The following is a 17,884-nucleotide window of genomic DNA, read 5'->3' on the forward strand; positions in this document are numbered from 1 at the left end:
GGGCCGTCGTGGCCAATCATGCGTCATGGCTGGATATCTTTGCGCTGAATGCACGCAAACGGATCTATTTTGTCTCCAAATCAGAGGTTGCAGGCTGGCCCGGTATCGGTTGGCTAGCGCGGGCAACCGGGACCATTTTTATTCAACGCAACCGCAGCGAGGTTCAAAACCAGATCACGATGTTCCGCGATCGATTGGCCGTCGGTCACAAGCTGTTATTCTTTCCCGAAGGCACATCGACAGACGGGCAGCAGGTCCTGCCGTTCAAACCAGCACTTTTTGCCGCCTTCTTTGATCCCGCGCTCAAAGACAGCCTCCAGATGCAAGCGGTGTCGGTTGTCTATCAGGCACCCAAGGGACAGGATCCACGATTTTACGGCTGGTGGGGCGACATGACATTCGGGCCACATTTGCTTTCCACCTTGGCGGCAAGACGGCAAGGGGCGGTCCACGTGGTTTATCACCCACCGGTCAGGGTAACAGATTATGCAAATCGCAAGGATTTGGCGCTAGCTATGGAAGATCAGGTGCGCACAGGTTTAACCCAGCATCGCGCGCCGTAAATCACCCAGTGCCGCGGCAGGGTTATCAGCAGACCAGATTTCATCGCCAATGCCGAAAAAGTCGGTATGCGGTGTCAGCGCGCGGATCAGATCAGCATCAAGTACACCTTCGGCAACGACGGGAACTTCGATCATCATCGACCACCACTCAAACAATTCCAGCTCAGCCCGGCGCCCGTCGCCCAATGGCGTTTCGCCCACGGGCCCAAAGCTGACATAGTCGGCACCCAATTCACCCGCCGTCATCCCATCGTGGCGCGAGTTGGTGCAATAGCTGCCGACAATCGCATCATCACCAAGGTCTTTGCGGGTTTGGCGCACAGAGCGGGCACCATCGTTCAGATGCACGCCATCCAAACCCAGCCTTTCGACCAATTGAATATGACTGTCGATCACCAGTGCCACATCACGTTCATGGGTCACCTCACGCAGGGCGTCAGCCGCTTTCGCAATCCGCCCTTCATCAGTTGACCCAAGGGCAAGGCGCACGCAGCCAACCTCGGTGCTATCAAGGCAGGCGGCCAATTGCGCCGGAAAGGTCGACAGGTCGAACTCAGACGGGCTGATCAGATAGATTTGCGGGTGATCCTGGGCGTCCGACATGGGGGCGTTCCGATTTCTTTCAACTGTCACGCGGTTTTAGCGGGGAAACTATGGAATGGCTATGGGTGTTCTTGTCTTGGCAATCGCAGCGGCGTATCAGACGGCACGCTTTAAAAAGGAAGCCGCATGCCCCGCGCCGAACACCAGCCCGCGTTTGTCCTGATCCGCCCCCAGATGGGTGAAAACATCGGGGCGGCCGCCCGTGGCATGTGGAACTTTGGCCTTGATCGGATGCGGATCATCGCGCCGCGCGATGGCTGGCCAAACCAAAAGGCAGTCGCGATGGCCAGCGGGGCCGGGCGGCTGTTGGATGAAGCGCAGATATTCGACGACACAGCAGGCGCGATTGCCGATTGCGACTATGTCTATGCAACCACGGCCCGTCCGCGCGGGCTGACAAAGCTGGTGCTGACACCAGAGGCCGCAATGCAGGATGCACGCGCGCGCGCGGCACAAGGGCAAAAGGTTGCGGTGATGTTTGGCCCCGAACGGTCCGGCATGGAGAATGATGACATCGCCCGGGCAAATGCCATCATCTCGGTCCCGGTGAACCCTGATTTTCCATCGCTTAATCTGGCGCAATGTGTGTTGCTGACAGGCTATGAATGGCAGCGAGAGGCGGTGGAGGTTGACGCGTCGCGGGTGGATGCGGCGGGCGATTGGGCCGAACAGATCGAGATTGAGAAATTAAGCGAGCACTATGAAGAACGGCTTGAGGCGGCTGGGTTCTTTTATCCTGAACACAAGGCGGAGAATATGAAGCTGAACCTGCGTAATATGTGGTCGCGGATGCCGATGACACGGGCTGATGTGCAGATGTTGCATGGCATGATGCGCCAGATGGTGCGCTGGAAAGAGCGGGGGTAAGGTGGATCATGATCAACCTTACATGTCCGGGCTGTGGCAACCTGACGCTTGCGGATCACTGCGCTGAGTTCTAGGTAATCACCAAGATCAACCGGAGGCCAAAGATGGCGACCAAACGCAGTATTTTCGAAGACGTGGGCGACACACCAAAACAAGTTGCAGCCCCCGGCGGCATTGACCGCGCAGGCCAGGGTGCGCGCGGATTGATCCGGGGCTGGCTAATGGTGCTATTCGGGCTGGTGGTTGTCATGATCGTCGTCGGTGGGCTGACGCGCCTGACAGACAGTGGCCTGTCAATTACTGAATGGAAGCCCGTCACAGGTGCGATGCCACCAATGTCAGAGGCTGCCTGGACCGAAGAGTTCGACAAATATCGCGCGATCCCCGAATACCAGTTGCAGAATCGCGGTATGACCATGGCCGAATTCAAGGTGATTTACTGGTGGGAATGGGGGCATCGTCAGTTGGGCCGGTTCATTGGCTTGGTGTGGGCCGCTGGTTTTGTGTTCTTCGCCGCGACCCGCAAAATTCCGACCGGATGGACCCCAAAACTGGTGTTCATCGGTGCCTTGGGTGGGCTGCAAGCATTTATCGGCTGGTGGATGGTATCATCCGGACTGGAAGAAGGGATGCTTGATGTTGCATCGTATCGTTTGGCGACCCACCTTGGGCTGGCTTTTGTGATCTTTGGCTTTATCGCTTGGTACATCTATCAACTGGGCCGCAGTCAGGCTGACCTGTTACAGGCACGGCGGGGCGGGGATGCTGGGCTTGCACGATTTGGCAGCATCCTTATCGGGTTCGCCTTCCTGCAAATTATCCTCGGTGCTTTGGTGGCTGGTATTGACGCCGGACGGGCCTTCCCGGATTGGCCGCTGATGGCTGGCGGGTTCCTACCACCCGAGCCTTTGTCGCTCAGCCCGATTTGGCGAAATTTCTTTGAAGATGCCGGACTGGTCCAATTTATGCACCGGATGGCAGGTTATGCGCTTTTTGCCTTTACGATCTTCGTTTGGTTGCGCGCCCGCCGGTCGGCCAATGAAAACACACGCTTTATCTTTAATGCTGTGATGGCCGTGATGGTCTTGCAGGTTGTCATTGGCATTGTCACGGTGATTTATTCCGCGCCATGGCAAATCGCGATTGTGCATCAGCTGATTGCCGTGATCCTTTGGGCGTTGATTTTGCGGGCGCGTTTTGTGGCGCAATACCCGCTTGCACAAACAATCAAAGGGGCCTGATGCCATGACTGCATACGCTGAGTTGATGCAATACCAACGCGAAACCGAAGCGTTGGGTCAGATTGCAGGCCGTTTAGGCTGGGATCAGGAAACGATGATGCCGCAGGGGGCCACCCCGCAACGCGCAGAAGAACATGGGGCGATGGCCAATATCCTGCATGCCCGCCGGATTGATCCGCGCGTGGGCGATTGGCTGGCCGCGGCAAAGCCTGCTGATGACGTGGCAGCGGCCAACCTGCGCCATATCAAGCGCGATTTTGAACGAACCGCGAAAGTGCCTGCGACGCTGGCTGCTGAACTGGCCAAAACCACGTCGCTGGCCCATCGTGTCTGGGCACAGGCGCGCGCGGATGAGGATGTCGCGGCCTTTCTGCCCATGCTGCAAAAGGTGGTTAATCTGCGCCGTGAAGAAGCGGCGGCGATCGCAGGCAATGCGGATCCCTATGACGCGCTGCTGGACGATTATGAACCGGGTGCGACGGGCGAAAGCCTGAGTGCGATGTTTGCCGCGCTGCGTCCGCGTTTGGTTGCCCTGCGCGCGGCGATCCTGGATCAACCGGCACCGCAATCTTTGTCAGGCACGTTTGATGAGGCGGCACAGCTGGCTATTTCGGAAAAGCTGGCGCTGGCCTTTGGGTATAACGTCGATCACGGGCGCATTGACAAGGCCGTGCATCCGTTTTCTTCAGGGTCCGGCCTTGATGTGCGGATCACGACACGGACGAACCCGGTTGATCCGTTCAACTGCTTTTATTCGACCATTCATGAGGTGGGCCATGCCGCCTATGAACAGGGCATCGATGACGCCCACCTTTTAACGCCATTGGGGCGCGGTGTGTCGATGGGTGTGCACGAAAGCCAAAGCCGGATTTATGAAAACCAACTGGGCCGAAGCCGCGCCTTTACCGGCTGGCTTTACGGTCAAATGCGTGATCAGTTTGGTGACTTCGGGATTGCAGATGAAGATGCATTCTATGCCACGGTAAACCGTGTACATGATGGCTTTATCCGGACAGAGGCTGACGAGGTGCAGTATAACCTGCATGTTCTTTTGCGTTTCGATCTGGAACGCGCGTTGATGTCCGGCGATCTGGCGGTGACTGATCTTGAAGCCGCGTGGAACGACCGCTTTGCCGCTGATTTTGGCTATGCCGTGGACAAGCCCTCGAACGGGGTCTTGCAGGACGTGCACTGGTCCGAAGGGCTGTTTGGATATTTCCCGACCTATACGCTGGGCAACGTCTATGCTGGATGTCTGCATGTGGCGCTGCGCAAGGCGGTGCCGGGGCTGGATGATGATCTGGCGCGCGGTGATACGTCGCGGGCTACGGGCTGGCTGCGTGAAAACGTGCAGCAATTTGGTGGGTTGCGGACGCCGGTTGAGACGATTGTACATGCAACGGGCGCGACCCCTGATGAAGGGCCGTTGTTGGATTATCTAGAAAGGAAATTTGGCGGTATCTACGGGTTGTGAAGTGAAACTCGTCCAACGGACGCTTTAAAACCTAGGACCAATTCGGGTCGCGTTTTTCCAGAAACGCATTAATGCCTTCGTTTGTATCGGCGACCAGCATGTTTTGGACCATGACATCGCCAGCATAGGCATAAGCCTCTGCCGTTGTCATCTGGGCTTGCGTATAGAACGCCTGCTTGCCGGTCTTGACGGCCGAAGCCAGCTTAGCTGCGATGCTTTGTGCGATTTCTGCCGTTTCCCGGGAAAGCGCATCGGAATGAACACTACGGTTGATCAACCCAAGGTCCTGTGCCTCGCGCGCGCTGATAAAACGACCGGTTGTAAGCATCTCAAAGGCGGCTTTCCGGTGGATGTTGCGGGTAAGCGCCACCATAGGGGTCGAACAAAACAGGCCGATATTGACGCCGTTTACCCCAAACCGCGTTTCATCATCAGCGATGGCCAGGTCGCACGTGGCCACCAACTGGCACCCGGCAGCGGTTGCGATTCCGTGCACTTGGGCGATGACAGGCTGTGGCATGGATTGAATGCGCTGCATCATGGCGGCACAGCGATCAAAGAGGTCTTTGAAATAGGCCGCACCGCCATCCTGCGATTGCCGCCCAGCCTGCATTTCTTTCAAATCATGACCCGCGCAAAAGGCTTTGCCAGTACCGCGCAAGACAACTGCGCGGACGCTTTCATTTTCGGCGATATCATCAAAGGCACCATGCAGCGCCGCTAACATGGCGTCGGATAAGGCGTTCAGCCGTTCTGGCGCGTTCATTGTCAGGGTGGCAACAGACGCTGCGTCTTCTCGGATAAGGATTGTCATGACCGGGCTCTCATGTTGATCTGTCAGCAGACTATGCCGGGGAGCGTAAAGATGGAACCAAAGATGGATATTCCTGCCATTCAAGCCTTTGTCGCCCGCGAATTCCCGCAGTTAGGCGATGATTTCGTGATCGAGAGCCTGAACGAACAAGGTGTCACCGTTCGTCTGCAGGTGGGGACGCGTCATTTGCGCCCCGGCGGCACAGTATCTGGGCCATCTATGTTTGCTTTGGCTGACGTGGGGATGTATCTGGCGATCCTTGCGCGGATCGGACCTGTGGCCTTGGCGGTGACGACCAGTTGCAGCATTGATTTCATGCGCAAACCTGCCGCCGGTGCGGATTTGATTTGCGAAACGCGGCTGCACAAGTTGGGGCGCGTTCTGGCTGTGGGGGATGCGATGATCCATAGCGCAGGTCAGGCGGCCCCGGTCGCGCGTGCATCACTGACGTATTCTATTCCACCCAAATAAAAAGGGGCCGGAACAGGTCCGGCCCAGTCAGGAAGAGGCAGGAGGGGATTAATCCTGCCAGAACGGTTTGGCCGCCTCTGCTTGGGCAGAAAGACGGTCCAAACCGATGTCGTTAAGCAGATGTGGCTCTAGCCCCATCAACGCACGGCGGGTTTTACGGCGCGTATCCCAAGACGTGACCGCCACCGCGAATTTGACTGCAAGACCAGCGACCAAAGGCAGCTTGGCTTGGGCGTTCAAAACATTGATCTGCGCGGTGTGGAGCGCGTGTGACATGGGACAACTCCTTAAATTGTATTGACACAATATAGCGAAATGCTATGTAATATTGATACAAAGTGTTTCGTAATGGGTCTACAAAATGATTGTATCGGATACAATTTGGCAGCCGAACCTCTCAAACGTCGGTAAATCAAAATACAAAGCCCTTGCTCAGGCAATACGTGATGGCATCGCATCGGGTGATCTGGCCGAAGGGTCCAAACTGCCCACAGTTCGCGATCTGGCATACCGTGTTGGCGTGACGCCGGGGACAGTGGCGCGGGCATACAGCCTGCTGACAGACGAGGGGCGTCTGCGCGCCGAGGTGGGGCGTGGGACATATGTGGCGGGTGCGACCCGTACAGAGCGGGCGCTTGAGGAGCCATCCTTGGTGCATCTTGTCGATGAAAGCACCGCTGACTTTCGCAGCAGCCGCGTGCCGGATGTGGGGCAGGGGTTGTTGATAGATGACGCATTGATCCGGCTGGGGCAATCGCACCGCCGGCGGCATATCAATTATCCCACACCAAACACAGATATTGAGGCCCGCGAAGCTGTGGTGGATTGGATCGGTCCAGTGCGCGCCGGTCATATTGATGCACAGCATGTGGTGCTGGGAAATGGGGCGCAGAACTGCGTGATCCTGACGTTGCAAGCTGAATTGCACGGCGCGCATCCAGTGATCTTGACCGATGAGCTGGCTTATCCCGGTGTTCGTCATGCAGCGCGTCTGGTGCGTGCGCAGCTGATCGGCGTTGCGATGGATGAAGACGGGATCATCCCCGCGGCGCTGGCCGACGCATACCGGACACATGGCGGGCAGGTGCTGTTAACCTCGGCAGAGGTGCATAGCCCAACGACGACCCAAACCAGTTATGCGCGCAAAAAGGAAATCGCGGCGCTTGCCGAACGCTTCGGCCTGACGATAATCGAAGACGACTGCCATAGCATCGCACCGACAGAGGTTCCCGCATATCGGGCCATCTTGCCCAAACAGTCTTACTTCATCTCGTCTTTAACAAAGGGCGTGAGTGGCGCGTTGCGCTTTGGCTATGCTGTCACACCAGTCAATCGGTTCAAGGATTTGCAGGTGGTGGCGCAAAGCTCTTTCCATGGGATCGCGCAGCCGATGTTGGATGTTTGCGCAGATCTGCTCACATCTGGGGATGCAGGGCGGATTAAGGACAAGGTGATCGCCCATACAGCTGAACGGGTGCGATTGGCGGTCAACCGTTTGGGTGGGTGGGATGTGCGCTGGCGCGAGGATGCCCCGTTTTTGTGGCTGCAATTGCCGCAAGGCTGGCGGGCCTCCAGCTTTGCTTTGGCTTGTGAGCGTAAGGGCATATCGGTGCGTCCAGCGGATGAGTTTGTGTTGTCTGACCAACGTGCGCCCAATGCTGTACGGCTGGCGGCGACCACATGCGTATCAGAGCCGCGTTATTTACAGGCGCTGGATGATATGAACACATTGCTGGCAAATCCTGCCGGAACGATGGAAAGTTAATGGGGTAAAATAATACCTAATTTATAACATACTGTTTTTGCTTATATTATACCCGTCTACAACGCTTGACTGCGATTGCGCCCCCTATATAACGCCCCAATCGAATGACACGTGGTGCAAACCACCCCAGATTTTTGGTGTAATATGAAAACCTTTACCGCAACTCCTGCGGATATTGACAAGAAATGGATCCTGATCGACGCTGAAGGCGTTGTTTTGGGTCGTCTTGCGTCGATTATCGCAACACGCTTGCGCGGCAAGCATAAACCTTCTTTCACGCCGCACATGGATATGGGCGACAACGTGATTGTCATCAACTGCGAAAAAATCCAGATGACCGGCAACAAGCGTGATGAAAAGTACTATTGGCACACAGGCCATCCCGGTGGCATCAAAGAAAAAACCAAGGCTGAGATCCTTGAGGGCAAAAACCCAGAGCGTGTCGTCATGAAAGCCGTTCAGCGCATGCTGCCCGGTGGCAAGCTGTCCCGCCAGCAAATGACCCACCTGCGCGTTTTCGCAGGCACAGAGCATGGCATGGACGCCCAAAAGCCCGAGGTTCTGGATGTTGCATCCATGAACAAAAAGAACACACGTACACAGCATAAAGCCGATACAACCGGCACACCGGGGAGTGCATAATGGCTGATCAAGTAAACTCGCTCGAAGAGCTGGGCCAGGTCGCTGAAGGTGTGGAAGCTACACCCGAAGCTGCGGTTGAAACGGCGATTACACGCGAACCTGTGCGCGACGATCTTGGTCGTTCTTACGCAACTGGTAAGCGAAAAGATGCGGTTGCCCGCGTTTGGATCAAGCCGGGTTCCGGTAAGGTCACAGTGAACGGCAAGGATATGGATACATATTTTGCACGTCCTGTTCTGCAAATGATCCTGCGCCAGCCGTTTCAGGTGGCCGGTGTTGTCGATCAGTTCGACGTCATGGCAACTGTTGCTGGTGGTGGCCTGTCTGGTCAGGCCGGTGCGGTCAAGCATGGTGTGTCAAAGGCACTGCAACTTTATGATCCAACACTGCGCGCAGCATTGAAAGCTGCTGGCTTCCTGACGCGCGACAGCCGTGTTGTTGAACGCAAGAAGTACGGTAAGCGCAAGGCGCGTCGTAGCTTCCAGTTCTCCAAGCGTTAATCGCTGGGTTCAGTCAGGTATTTGGAAAAGCGCAGTTTTTACTGCGCTTTTTCGTTTCTTGGATACGCGACGAAACACCCGCCAAGATAGACAAGTCTCCGGGCTGAAGTTGGCCTTGGAAATGGTTCGCGTGGATGGAATGGCGTCGCATGACAATCAAGCTTAGCAAGTATACGTCCTTAGCGGTTTTCCTCGCGATCTCGGTCGCCTTGGGCGTCGGCCTGACAAGTGCCCGGACATCACAAAGCACGGACACCCAAGCGCGCTTTTCACCCCACCATGTTGAGGAACGACGTACGCGGCTGCAATTGTTTGAACAGTTTGCAACGCAATCAGAATTCGTAATGATCGGCGATAGCATTACACATCGCGGTCTGTGGACCGAATTCCTGCCCAACTACAGCGTGGCCAACAGGGGCATCGGCGGTGACACAACGGATGATGTGCTTCGTCGCATGGACTCAGTTTTGAACCTACAACCAAAATTTGCTTTCACGATGATTGGGATCAATGACCTTAGCTACGGTGTCGAAACCCAAGAGGTTTTCGAAAACTACACCGCCGTTTTGGACATATTAATGGCAAACGATATCACGCCGATCATTCAAAGCACTCTGGCGTGTCGTGCGGCGACATGTGGCGATCGGATTAAGGATGTGGCGGAACTTAATCTTCTGCTTGCGCAGTATGCAGCGCAAAACGGTATCATTTTCGTCGATCTCAACGCCGTATTGGCCGACGCCGAAGGCAGTTTGCGTGCGGAGGTGACACAGGATGGATTGCACTTGAACGGGCTTGGCTACAAGCGTTGGGTGGATGTGATTGAACCTATATTTCGCGAATTGACGGTCTAAGCCTGAGCGCAAATAACCAATATCATCTCGCGACTGGCAATGCTGTCGCGTATTTATTGTAGTTGATAAGATAATCTGATGCTGACCGTCTCGATCCCCGGATTGACCTCTGTCGCATTGGCATTGGATCGATGGTCAAAAAATACCGATATACTGCCAGTATCACCAAAGTTAACCCCAGCACCAAGCGAGCCGCGCCACTGCAATGGAAAACCAAGGTCCGGACCGTCGCCATTAAAATAGACGCCTGGCATCAATGAAAGCTCAATAAAGATGGGGCTGTCGCTGATCCGTTCCGTTGACCATTTCCCACCAGCACCAACCCAGAAATCGTCATCGGTTGTCAGGCTGGCCCCAAATGTCGGTTGCACGGCGCCATAGCGTTTCGGCAGATCGTAGCTGACAAAAATCTCTTCGCCGATGTCGTCTTCCTGAAAATAGGTATCACCATATTGGATGTGAAACCGTTCGGGCGCTTGCGATTGCTGAAGGCAGTCGCTCGGGCAATCATTCAGGTAAGTATCGGTCCCACCAAGGATGAAAAAGAATACGGCAAATCGGCTATCCATTTGTTATCTTTCAGCTATCCGGTGCGATCAAACCAAGCCCACGCAGATAGATACCTATCCCTGATTCAAGCAAATCCTCTGGCGGGAACGGGCTTTGTGTGCCGGGGTTGGACCTGGCGAAAAGTTCAACAACACCATGTGACATGGCCCAAATATGCGCGCTGAACATCTGCGGCGGTGGACGTTTTTCGGCAGGAATATGTCGGGACAATTCTTCGGCCGCTTTTTCCAGAACACCCATGGCGCGGGTGGCGACAGCGTTCAGTTCAGGTGTGCGGTTGATCGAGATGCCGGATTCAAACATGGCGATGTAATAGCCGGGGTATTTACGCGCAAAGGCAAGGTAGGCACGCCCGGTTGCCTCAAATGCAGCCAGTGCCGACGGCTGGCCGTCGCCGTAGGCATGCTCCATCAGATCGCCAAACATCTCGTAGCCTTGGTGCGCCGCGGCAGCGATCAGGTCTTCACGCCCTTCGAAATGGCGATAAACAGCGGCGGGGGTCACACCTGCCTCGCGCGCGGCCTCTGATAGGGTAAAACCAGTCGGCCCGCGCTTTTCAATCAGCCTCAGACAGCCGTTAATCAGCGCCTCGCGCAAATTGCCATGATGATAACCACGTTTAGGCATGCCAGAGGTCGGGACCTCCTACGACTTTGTCGTCTATTGGGGTAAGCGCGTCGGGATCGTGGCGCGCGTAATCCAGTTGACGCAGCACATGGCGGATCACCTGCACCCGCGCGCGGCGTTTGTCATCGGACCGCACAATCGTCCACGGGGCCACATCGGTATGCGTCCGCTCCAGCGTTTCGCCAATCGCGGCAGTGTAGTCATCCCATTTGGCAAGGCCTGCAACGTCGATCCAGCTGAGTTTCCATTGCTTTAACGGATCCTTTTCACGATCCAGAAAGCGTTTCAGCTGTGTGGCGCGCCCAACATTCAGCCAGATCTTCACCAGCTTGATGCCTTCGTTGACCAACATATCCTCAAATTCAGGTGTCTGGGAAAACCAGCGTTCGCGCTGTTCGGGTGTGCAAAAGCCGAAAACATGTTCAACCACGCCGCGATTGTACCAACTGCGATCAAAAATCGTGATTTCACCCTTTGCAGGCAAATGCGCGATGTAGCGTTGAAAATACCATTGGTCCGCTTCAACGTCAGTAGGTTTAGACAGGGCGACAAGTTTCGCACCGCGTGGATTAAGGTTTTCCCGCAACCGCTTGATTGTTCCACCTTTTCCTGCTGCATCGCGGCCTTCAAAGACAATCGCGATACGCTGCCCGGTTTCGCGTGCCCAAGCCTGCATACGGACCAGTTCAATTTGCAATGCCGCCAATGCGTCATCATATTCGCGGCGCTTCCAGCGGCTGTCGTAGGGATAGTCGGGATTGATGATATCACCTTTGCTGGCCGCTTTCACCGCGGCGCGCACATCAACAGGAGCCTCTTCTTTGTAATAGCGGCTGATCCCGCCATCAAATGGTAAATCCATGAAAACTCTCCCGAACGTCTTGCACAACATATGGGGGCTATTGGCGAAAAGCGCAATTCATATGCGTGGTTGCTAAAGACCGGCCTTTTGCGCTGCGCGGTCAATGGCAGCCACTGCTGCGTCAGGATCGGCGTGATGGGGCATGTGGCCCACACCGGGCAGCCGAACGGTGTTCACCTGCGGTACGATCTTTTCGATTTCTTCGGCATGGATGTGAATAGGGACGGTTTTATCTTCTTCACCATGCACAATCTCGATCGGCAGGGTCAGTTCCGGGTAGCGTTGTGAAAGTTCTACAACATGCGGTCGCGATGTATTCACCTGACGCGCGTTCGCGCGCATGCTGTCCGGCCGCAGGGTCAAGCCCGCGCCGATATAGTCAGCATAGCCATCTGGTGGGCTTTGCGGGGCAAAGGTCGCGGCAATGCTGCTATCCACAACGGAGGGTGGCACAAAAGCAGAGATCGCCGGAATTGTGACAACACCCCCAAAAGCACTGCCGTTGACCTGATAGTATCGATCCAGATCGCCGGGCCATGGCATGGTCACGCCTGCAAATGAAACGACGGCTTTGGCATTCACAGGGCTGTCTTCATCCAGACCGGCGACCGCCCAAGCATAAGATACGATCCCACCAAAGCTGTGTCCGGCCACAATCGGGTCGGTGATCCCGATTTTCGCGGCGGCTTCGCGCAGCATTGCCGCTTGCGCTTGCGGGCTGTCGCCTTCGGTCGCGGTCAACCCTTTGGCAACACCGGGCACGCGGTCAGTATATCCCAGACCGGGGCGGTCAAAGGCGGTCACGGTGTAGCGATCAGACAAGCGCCCCATCAGATCAAAGGTGAACTCGCGCAGGTTTCCACCAGCGCCATGCAACAGGATCAGATGCGGTCCGCTACCTTGCTGCACATAATGCACTTGGCCGCCGGTCACGTCGACAAATTGACCAAGCGGAGGAAAGGCGGTTTCGGCCTGCGACGCGCGATACTGCGCGGTCAACCCAGTGGCCAAAGCGCCAAGCCCAATAACAACGGTGAGTGTTTTAAGTGCCAATTTTATCCAACTCAAAATGCGTGGTCTGATAAATCTCGTTTATCCAATTGCCATATAGGAGATGCGCATGACTTCGCCACCTATTCTGTGGTTGTTCCGCCGGGTCATTCCCCGGATAATAGTTCATTGGCACGTTAATCGGCGTCCCATTGCCGATATCGCGGTCATATTCCTGCTTGAGCGTGCCGCTGTCATATTCAAAGTGATTAAAGATATAGAGCGCGCGATGCGCCTTATCTTCCACCAGCGCGGGGCCTGCGTCATCACTCGTGATCAGTGTGGTTAGCCCGCCTGCTGCATCAATCTCGTCCTGCCGCATTTCGGTCCAGCGGCTCACGGGGATCACGCAATCGTCAGAGAATCCACGCAAATAGGGTGAGGCAGGGGCCGCATTATGGTGCCGGAAACAGCCGAAGGCCTTGTGATCCAGTATGTGTTTTTTGACGCCATGGAAGTAATTGATCATCGCCATGCCCCCCCAGCAGACGCCAAAGGTGGAATGCACATGGGTTTGCGTCCACGCGAAAACCTCTGTCAGTTCTTCCCAATAGGTCACATCCTTAAACGGCAGATGCTCAATCGGGGCGCCGGTGATGATAAGCCCATCAAATTTCTGGTCCTTCATGTCAGAGAATGGGCGATAGAATTCTTCCATATGCGCGGCGGCGGTATTCTTGGTCTGATGTTCGGACATCCGGATCAAGGACAGCTCGATCTGCAATGGTGTCGCCCCGATCAGACGCGCGAACTGGTTTTCGGTTTGGATTTTCTTGGGCATCAGGTTCAACAACGCAATCCGCAGCGGGCGAATATCCTGACGGGCGGCGGTATCTTCATCAAGCACCATGACGCCTTCGTCTCTTAGAACGTCATAGGCGGGCAGGGCAGAGGGCAGTTTAATGGGCATCGGTTGTATCCTGATAGGAGGGCAGAGATAGGCGGCTTAGCTGCACATCTCAAGGGCGTCGGCGATCATGCCAACAAAGCCCTCCGTATCTTTGACCTGTTCAACAGCGGATTGTTGCACAGTGATGCCCCACTTATCGGCCATCGCCTTATAACGCGGCTGGCGGTGCGCCAGCGCCTTGGCAAAGGCCCAGCGGATGAAATCATCAGGGTTCACCTTGTCCGGGGCCACACTGAATTCAGCCAGATAAGCGTGCCACGTTGCCAGCAGGAAGGCCGGATCGTACGACATGGGCTTTGGTTCTTTATCAAACCGCCGGATCAGTTCGGCGGTATGTGCATCCGTGCCTTCGATCCAGACCAGCAGGTTCTTTGACGCCAGATCGGTCAGAATGGGATCATGCGGATCGTCCGCATCTACCCATTCACAGATGGACCCGCCGGTGTCGCATACGAAATGCGGATATTGATAAAGCCGGCTGGACCGTTCAATGAAATGGCTTGTATCGTGCAGTGCTGCAATCTCGGCCTGCTGAAACTGGTCCTGACGGCGGGTATATTCATCCCATGGCAGCCCACCCAGATGAGGATCGCCGGGCTTGCCCAGATAAGACGACATCGGGCGCAGATCGTTGAACGAGATGTTTGAGCCGATATAGATGCTGTCAGAGCGCAGAAGATCACGCAGAAATGGCACTTTCATCGCTTCGCGCTTGGCGTTATCGGCGATCAGTTCACCCATATACCGCGTGCCGATCCGGTAATCGATGGAATAGTGAAACCAATCGCCAGTGCCGCGCAGCATATTCGACAGATAGGTCTTGCCCAGACCGGACATGGCAAACAGCAAAACACGTTTCTGCGGGGCGTTGCGCCAGTCTGATGCGGATGCGTAAATCATACTGCGTGGGTAGCCGCACAATTCTGCGTTTTCCAGTGGTTTTTGCGCAACTTACCCGATCAACCAGCGGAAGGTGCGTTTCAGCACCGCGTGCCCATCTTGGATGACAGGCGCACCGTGTTGGGCAGTAACCCCGACAACAGGTCTGCTAACGGACAAATCTTAGCTCAAAACGCTGGGCCAGTTGGCATTTGCTGCCATGATATGGCCGGGAATATCACGCTCCCACCGGCGGCGGACGCTGGTTGAAAAGTTTAGATACAGCTTGTCTTCCACAATTGTCCAAGCCTCTGGCACGGTGGAGGCGGTGTAGCCTTGGCTGACGGCATAGGCACAATACCCACCGTATTGCGGGGCGTAGGCGGCTGGGTCGGCGGCAAAAAGGTCGCGGTTTTCTTCAGACGAGAAACGCCATGTGACGCCAAGGTATTCATGGGTGATGGCCGCATCACCCGCAACAGGTTTGCTTTCGGTAAAGTAGGCAACAACATCAGACCCATCAACAGCTACGCCATCTTCGTTGTAAACCTCGGGGGATGCAGCCATTGCGCGCGGGGCGAGTGCCGCTGTTGCGGGAATGGCAAGGGCAAGGGTGAAAAGGCTACGGCGTGTCAGATGCATGGCGGTGGTCTCCGGGATTGAGTATTTGGGGTTGCGTTGATCCCAAATGAGGCAATCTTGCCTGCAAAAGCTAGAGCCCACACAGACATGTGACCTTTCGTTGCAAACAGGCTTACGCCCCGCGCCAGATCCACCCACCGCCCAAAACGCGTGTGCTGTCAGGGTCATAAAAGACACAAGCCTGCCCTGGTGACACTCCTTGTTCGGCAACCAGCAACTCGACTTCGGCTTCGGTTTCCGAGATCGGGCGCAGCACGGCATCCGTCGGCGGCCGGGTTGATCGAACCCGCACGGCGATCTGCCGCTCGCCCATATCCATTAAATTGCCGTCACCGATCCAATTAATTTCACGAATTGGCACGCGGCGGGTGGCAAGCAGGTCTTTGGGCCCCACAATGACCTCTTTACGATCGACATCCAATTTCACCACATAAAGCGGATCAGCCAAACCGCCGATGCCTAAACCCCGCCGTTGTCCGATAGTGTAGTGGATCACACCCTTGTGCGTGCCTAACACTTTCCCATCGGTATCGACGATATTGCCTGGCTCTGCGGCGCCGGGACGCAGTTTTTCGATCACTGCCGCATAGTCCCCGTTGGGCACAAAGCAGATATCTTGGCTATCAGGCTTGTCCGCCACGCTGAGCCCGTATTTGGCCGCCAGCGCGCGTGTTTCCTCTTTGGATGCATGGTGGCCCAATGGAAAACGCAGGTAATCCAGCTGATCTTGTGTGGTTGAGAACAGAAAATAACTTTGGTCTTTGGTCGGATCGGCTGCGGAATGCAGTTCAGCGCCGTTCGCCCCCATCATACGTTGGATATAGTGGCCGGTTGCCATGCAATCGGCATCAAGGTCTTTGGCGGTTTCCAGCAGGTCCTTGAATTTCACGCGTTCATTGCAGCGGATGCAGGGCACAGGTGTGGCGCCGCCCAGATAACTATCGGCGAATTCATCCATCACCGCTTCGCGGAAGGTGTTTTCGTAATCCAGCACATAGTGAGGAAAGCCCATTTCCTCGGCCACGCGGCGGGCGTCGTGAATATCACGCCCCGCACAGCAGGCCCCTTTTTTGGCCAAGGCCGCGCCATGATCATAAAGCTGCAACGTCACACCCACCACATCATAACCTTCTTCGGCCAGCTTTGCAGCCACGACAGAGCTATCGACGCCGCCAGACATGGCGACGACAACGCGCGTTTGCGCAGGTGATTTAGCAAAGCCGAGAGAATTCAGCGGCGAATCAAGTGACATTGGTTTTTCCCGGAAACGACGGTTTCGCCATGAAATATAGGAAAATGCGACATACTCTCAAGGGGCAGTTATACCACTCATTAAGTCCTTCACCCGATATTTACCGGCGGAGTGAAACAAAGGGGTGCAAATATGTACTTACGTAAAGTCGAAGGACCAAGATCGGTGACCTTGCAAGATGGAACAATTATGACACGGGCGGACCTGCCCAGCGAAAAAACAAGGCGCTGGGTGGCGTCGCGTAAAGCGGCGGTCGTGCGCGCGGTGACAGCAGGGCTGATTCTGCGCAAAGAAGCTTTGGAACGCTATGCGCTGTCGGATGAAGAGTTTTCTGAATGGGAAACAGCCGTTGATCAGCACGGTGAAGCAGCGCTGAAAGCGACATCATTGCAACGCTATAGACAACCATAGGTTGCTGCGTGCATAAGTACGTTGGGGGTAACGGCTAATTAACCTTTCATGTTTTAGGTTAATGCACCGAACTCAGAGCGGAGCACTGTAATGCGAGTCCTACTTGTTGAAGACGACCCAACGACATCTAAAAGCATCGAACTGATGCTGACCCATGCCAACCTGAACGTCTATGCAACGGATATGGGGGAAGAAGGGATCGATCTTGCGAAACTGTATGACTACGATCTCATTCTGCTCGACATTAACTTGCCCGACATGAACGGGCACGAGGTGCTGCGCCAGCTGCGCCTCAGCCGAATTGATACGCCTATATTGATCCTCTCAGGGGATGATGGGACAGAAAGCAAGCTAAAAGGCTTTGGTTTTGGCGCAGATGATTATCTGACAAAACCTTTCCACCGCGAAGAACTCGTGGCGCGTATCCATGCCATTATCCGCAGATCCAAAGGGCATGCACAATCGATCATCAAGACCGGTCAGATTGCCGTGAACCTTGACGCCAAAACGGTCGAGGTTGAAGGCAGCACGGTGCATTTAACAGGCAAAGAGTATCAAATGCTGGAATTGCTTAGCCTGCGCAAGGGAACAACTTTAACGAAAGAGATGTTCCTCAACCATCTTTATGGTGGGATGGATGAACCAGAGCTGAAAATCATCGACGTGTTTATCTGTAAACTACGCAAAAAACTCAGCGAGGCGACGATGGGTGAAAACTACATCGAAACGGTCTGGGGGCGTGGCTATGTGCTGCGTGATCCTGAGCCGAGTACCGCGCATGAACCTATCGCGATTGGTGCCTGATTAGCGCTGGCTCTGGGAAAGCGAAAGATAAACTCCACGCTGGACGCCGTAAGGCAGCCCGCCTAATTATGACGTGAATTTCC

The 17,884-nt window shown here is 55.3% G+C and carries 22 protein-coding genes; 11 read left to right on the plus strand and 11 right to left on the minus strand.

The genetic code is table 11. From position 1 onward, the window contains the following. A partial coding sequence (locus tag RCCS2_RS15910; protein WP_008236133.1) for a lysophospholipid acyltransferase family protein occupies positions 1-563 on the plus strand: 563 nt, incomplete at its 5' end. Here the strand turns inward: RCCS2_RS15910 and RCCS2_RS15915 are convergent. Continuing rightward, the gene (locus tag RCCS2_RS15915; RefSeq protein ID WP_008236134.1) at positions 540-1,166 is read right to left on the minus strand and encodes a thiamine phosphate synthase; all 627 of its coding nucleotides are present in this window, start codon (positions 1,164-1,166) and stop codon (positions 540-542) included. The genes RCCS2_RS15910 and RCCS2_RS15915 overlap by 24 nt on opposite strands. Before the next feature lie 126 nt (positions 1,167-1,292). On the opposite strand from RCCS2_RS15915, the gene RCCS2_RS15920 reads away from it, so the two are divergent. The 3 genes from RCCS2_RS15920 (at position 1,293) to RCCS2_RS15930 (ending at position 4,748) form a co-directional block, all read left to right on the plus strand. Further along, entirely contained in the window at positions 1,293-2,033 is a 741-nt protein-coding gene (locus RCCS2_RS15920) for an RNA methyltransferase (RefSeq protein WP_008236135.1), read from the plus strand. A 104-nt stretch (positions 2,034-2,137) separates the two neighbouring features. Continuing rightward, the gene (ctaA, locus tag RCCS2_RS15925; RefSeq protein WP_008236136.1) at positions 2,138-3,274 is read left to right on the plus strand and encodes a heme A synthase; all 1,137 of its coding nucleotides are present in this window, start codon (positions 2,138-2,140) and stop codon (positions 3,272-3,274) included. A gap of 4 nt (positions 3,275-3,278) precedes the next feature. Further along, positions 3,279-4,748 carry a carboxypeptidase M32 gene (locus tag RCCS2_RS15930; RefSeq protein ID WP_008236138.1) on the plus strand — a complete coding sequence of 490 codons (1,470 nt, stop codon included), beginning with the start codon at positions 3,279-3,281 and terminating at the stop codon, positions 4,746-4,748. A 31-nt stretch (positions 4,749-4,779) separates the two neighbouring features. Here the strand turns inward: RCCS2_RS15930 and RCCS2_RS15935 are convergent, their stop codons facing one another. Next, a complete protein-coding gene (locus tag RCCS2_RS15935; protein WP_008236140.1) occupies positions 4,780-5,562 on the minus strand; it encodes an enoyl-CoA hydratase in 783 nt (260 codons plus the stop codon). A gap of 51 nt (positions 5,563-5,613) precedes the next feature. On the opposite strand from RCCS2_RS15935, the gene RCCS2_RS15940 reads away from it, so the two are divergent. Next, positions 5,614-6,033 (plus strand): PaaI family thioesterase, encoded by a 420-nt coding sequence (locus tag RCCS2_RS15940; RefSeq protein WP_008236143.1) that lies wholly within the window; start codon positions 5,614-5,616, stop codon positions 6,031-6,033. Positions 6,034-6,081: 48 nt separating this feature from the next. Here RCCS2_RS15940 and RCCS2_RS15945 read toward each other — a convergent pair whose 3' ends face one another. Beyond that, positions 6,082-6,309, minus strand: a complete 228-nt coding sequence (locus tag RCCS2_RS15945) for a DUF1127 domain-containing protein (protein ID WP_008236145.1) — start codon at positions 6,307-6,309, stop codon at positions 6,082-6,084. An 85-nt stretch (positions 6,310-6,394) separates the two neighbouring features. On the opposite strand from RCCS2_RS15945, the gene RCCS2_RS15950 reads away from it, so the two are divergent. From RCCS2_RS15950 to RCCS2_RS15965, 4 genes are all read left to right on the plus strand, one after another. After that, complete coding sequence (locus RCCS2_RS15950) at positions 6,395-7,798, plus strand: aminotransferase-like domain-containing protein (protein ID WP_008236147.1); 1,404 nt, start codon at positions 6,395-6,397, stop codon at positions 7,796-7,798. 144 nt (positions 7,799-7,942) lie between these two features. Further along, positions 7,943-8,440 carry a 50S ribosomal protein L13 gene (rplM, locus tag RCCS2_RS15955; protein WP_008236148.1) on the plus strand — a complete coding sequence of 166 codons (498 nt, stop codon included), beginning with the start codon at positions 7,943-7,945 and terminating at the stop codon, positions 8,438-8,440. Next, entirely contained in the window at positions 8,440-8,940 is a 501-nt protein-coding gene (rpsI, locus tag RCCS2_RS15960) for a 30S ribosomal protein S9 (RefSeq protein WP_008236150.1), read from the plus strand. The genes rplM and rpsI overlap by 1 nt, the downstream gene beginning before the upstream one ends. Before the next feature lie 149 nt (positions 8,941-9,089). Further along, a complete protein-coding gene (locus RCCS2_RS15965; protein WP_198007058.1) occupies positions 9,090-9,794 on the plus strand; it encodes a GDSL-type esterase/lipase family protein in 705 nt (234 codons plus the stop codon). A 53-nt stretch (positions 9,795-9,847) separates the two neighbouring features. Here the strand turns inward: RCCS2_RS15965 and RCCS2_RS15970 are convergent, their stop codons facing one another. The 8 genes from RCCS2_RS15970 to mnmA form a co-directional block, all read right to left on the minus strand. Continuing rightward, positions 9,848-10,363 (minus strand): acyloxyacyl hydrolase, encoded by a 516-nt coding sequence (locus tag RCCS2_RS15970; RefSeq protein WP_008236155.1) that lies wholly within the window; start codon positions 10,361-10,363, stop codon positions 9,848-9,850. Between the two features lie 10 nt (positions 10,364-10,373). Next, positions 10,374-10,991 (minus strand): TetR/AcrR family transcriptional regulator, encoded by a 618-nt coding sequence (locus tag RCCS2_RS15975; protein ID WP_008236157.1) that lies wholly within the window; start codon positions 10,989-10,991, stop codon positions 10,374-10,376. Continuing rightward, positions 10,984-11,853 (minus strand): polyphosphate kinase 2, encoded by an 870-nt coding sequence (ppk2, locus tag RCCS2_RS15980; RefSeq protein WP_008236159.1) that lies wholly within the window; start codon positions 11,851-11,853, stop codon positions 10,984-10,986. The genes RCCS2_RS15975 and ppk2 overlap by 8 nt, the downstream gene beginning before the upstream one ends. A 72-nt stretch (positions 11,854-11,925) precedes the next feature. Further along, positions 11,926-12,921 carry an alpha/beta fold hydrolase gene (locus RCCS2_RS15985; protein ID WP_232204295.1) on the minus strand — a complete coding sequence of 332 codons (996 nt, stop codon included), beginning with the start codon at positions 12,919-12,921 and terminating at the stop codon, positions 11,926-11,928. Further along, positions 12,896-13,813 carry a homoserine O-acetyltransferase MetA gene (metA, locus tag RCCS2_RS15990; protein ID WP_008236163.1) on the minus strand — a complete coding sequence of 306 codons (918 nt, stop codon included), beginning with the start codon at positions 13,811-13,813 and terminating at the stop codon, positions 12,896-12,898. Before metA ends, RCCS2_RS15985 begins: the two co-directional genes overlap by 26 nt. 36 nt (positions 13,814-13,849) lie before the next feature. After that, positions 13,850-14,713 carry a hypothetical protein gene (locus RCCS2_RS15995; RefSeq protein WP_008236165.1) on the minus strand — a complete coding sequence of 288 codons (864 nt, stop codon included), beginning with the start codon at positions 14,711-14,713 and terminating at the stop codon, positions 13,850-13,852. A 162-nt stretch (positions 14,714-14,875) separates the two neighbouring features. Then, entirely contained in the window at positions 14,876-15,334 is a 459-nt protein-coding gene (locus RCCS2_RS16000; RefSeq protein ID WP_008236167.1) for a YHS domain-containing (seleno)protein, read from the minus strand. Between the two features lie 112 nt (positions 15,335-15,446). Then, positions 15,447-16,586, minus strand: a complete 1,140-nt coding sequence (gene mnmA / locus RCCS2_RS16005) for a tRNA 2-thiouridine(34) synthase MnmA (protein WP_008236169.1) — start codon at positions 16,584-16,586, stop codon at positions 15,447-15,449. Between the two features lie 132 nt (positions 16,587-16,718). On the opposite strand from mnmA, the gene sciP reads away from it, so the two are divergent. Both sciP and ctrA read left to right on the plus strand, forming a co-directional pair. Next, entirely contained in the window at positions 16,719-16,997 is a 279-nt protein-coding gene (gene sciP, locus RCCS2_RS16010) for a CtrA inhibitor SciP (RefSeq protein WP_008236171.1), read from the plus strand. Between the two features lie 90 nt (positions 16,998-17,087). Continuing rightward, complete coding sequence (gene ctrA, locus RCCS2_RS16015; protein WP_008236174.1) at positions 17,088-17,801, plus strand: response regulator transcription factor CtrA; 714 nt, start codon at positions 17,088-17,090, stop codon at positions 17,799-17,801. Positions 17,802-17,884: the final 83 nt, after the last annotated feature.

This window comes from Roseobacter sp. CCS2 (assembly GCF_000169435.1).
Lineage (GTDB): Bacteria > Pseudomonadota > Alphaproteobacteria > Rhodobacterales > Rhodobacteraceae > Yoonia.

Coding starts and splice junctions, on each gene's coding strand:
- RCCS2_RS15915 (WP_008236134.1), bottom strand. CDS start 1,166: ATGTCGGACGCCCAGGATCACCCGCAAATCTATCTGATCAGCCCGTCT.
- RCCS2_RS15920 (WP_008236135.1), top strand. CDS start 1,293: ATGCCCCGCGCCGAACACCAGCCCGCGTTTGTCCTGATCCGCCCCCAG.
- ctaA (WP_008236136.1), top strand. CDS start 2,138: ATGGCGACCAAACGCAGTATTTTCGAAGACGTGGGCGACACACCAAAA.
- RCCS2_RS15930 (WP_008236138.1), top strand. CDS start 3,279: ATGACTGCATACGCTGAGTTGATGCAATACCAACGCGAAACCGAAGCG.
- RCCS2_RS15935 (WP_008236140.1), bottom strand. CDS start 5,562: ATGACAATCCTTATCCGAGAAGACGCAGCGTCTGTTGCCACCCTGACA.
- RCCS2_RS15940 (WP_008236143.1), top strand. CDS start 5,614: ATGGAACCAAAGATGGATATTCCTGCCATTCAAGCCTTTGTCGCCCGC.
- RCCS2_RS15945 (WP_008236145.1), bottom strand. CDS start 6,309: ATGTCACACGCGCTCCACACCGCGCAGATCAATGTTTTGAACGCCCAA.
- RCCS2_RS15950 (WP_008236147.1), top strand. CDS start 6,395: ATGATTGTATCGGATACAATTTGGCAGCCGAACCTCTCAAACGTCGGT.
- rplM (WP_008236148.1), top strand. CDS start 7,943: ATGAAAACCTTTACCGCAACTCCTGCGGATATTGACAAGAAATGGATC.
- rpsI (WP_008236150.1), top strand. CDS start 8,440: ATGGCTGATCAAGTAAACTCGCTCGAAGAGCTGGGCCAGGTCGCTGAA.
- RCCS2_RS15965 (WP_198007058.1), top strand. CDS start 9,090: ATGACAATCAAGCTTAGCAAGTATACGTCCTTAGCGGTTTTCCTCGCG.
- RCCS2_RS15970 (WP_008236155.1), bottom strand. CDS start 10,363: ATGGATAGCCGATTTGCCGTATTCTTTTTCATCCTTGGTGGGACCGAT.
- RCCS2_RS15975 (WP_008236157.1), bottom strand. CDS start 10,991: ATGCCTAAACGTGGTTATCATCATGGCAATTTGCGCGAGGCGCTGATT.
- ppk2 (WP_008236159.1), bottom strand. CDS start 11,853: ATGGATTTACCATTTGATGGCGGGATCAGCCGCTATTACAAAGAAGAG.
- metA (WP_008236163.1), bottom strand. CDS start 13,813: ATGCCCATTAAACTGCCCTCTGCCCTGCCCGCCTATGACGTTCTAAGA.
- RCCS2_RS15995 (WP_008236165.1), bottom strand. CDS start 14,713: ATGATTTACGCATCCGCATCAGACTGGCGCAACGCCCCGCAGAAACGT.
- RCCS2_RS16000 (WP_008236167.1), bottom strand. CDS start 15,334: ATGCATCTGACACGCCGTAGCCTTTTCACCCTTGCCCTTGCCATTCCC.
- mnmA (WP_008236169.1), bottom strand. CDS start 16,586: ATGTCACTTGATTCGCCGCTGAATTCTCTCGGCTTTGCTAAATCACCT.
- sciP (WP_008236171.1), top strand. CDS start 16,719: ATGTACTTACGTAAAGTCGAAGGACCAAGATCGGTGACCTTGCAAGAT.
- ctrA (WP_008236174.1), top strand. CDS start 17,088: ATGCGAGTCCTACTTGTTGAAGACGACCCAACGACATCTAAAAGCATC.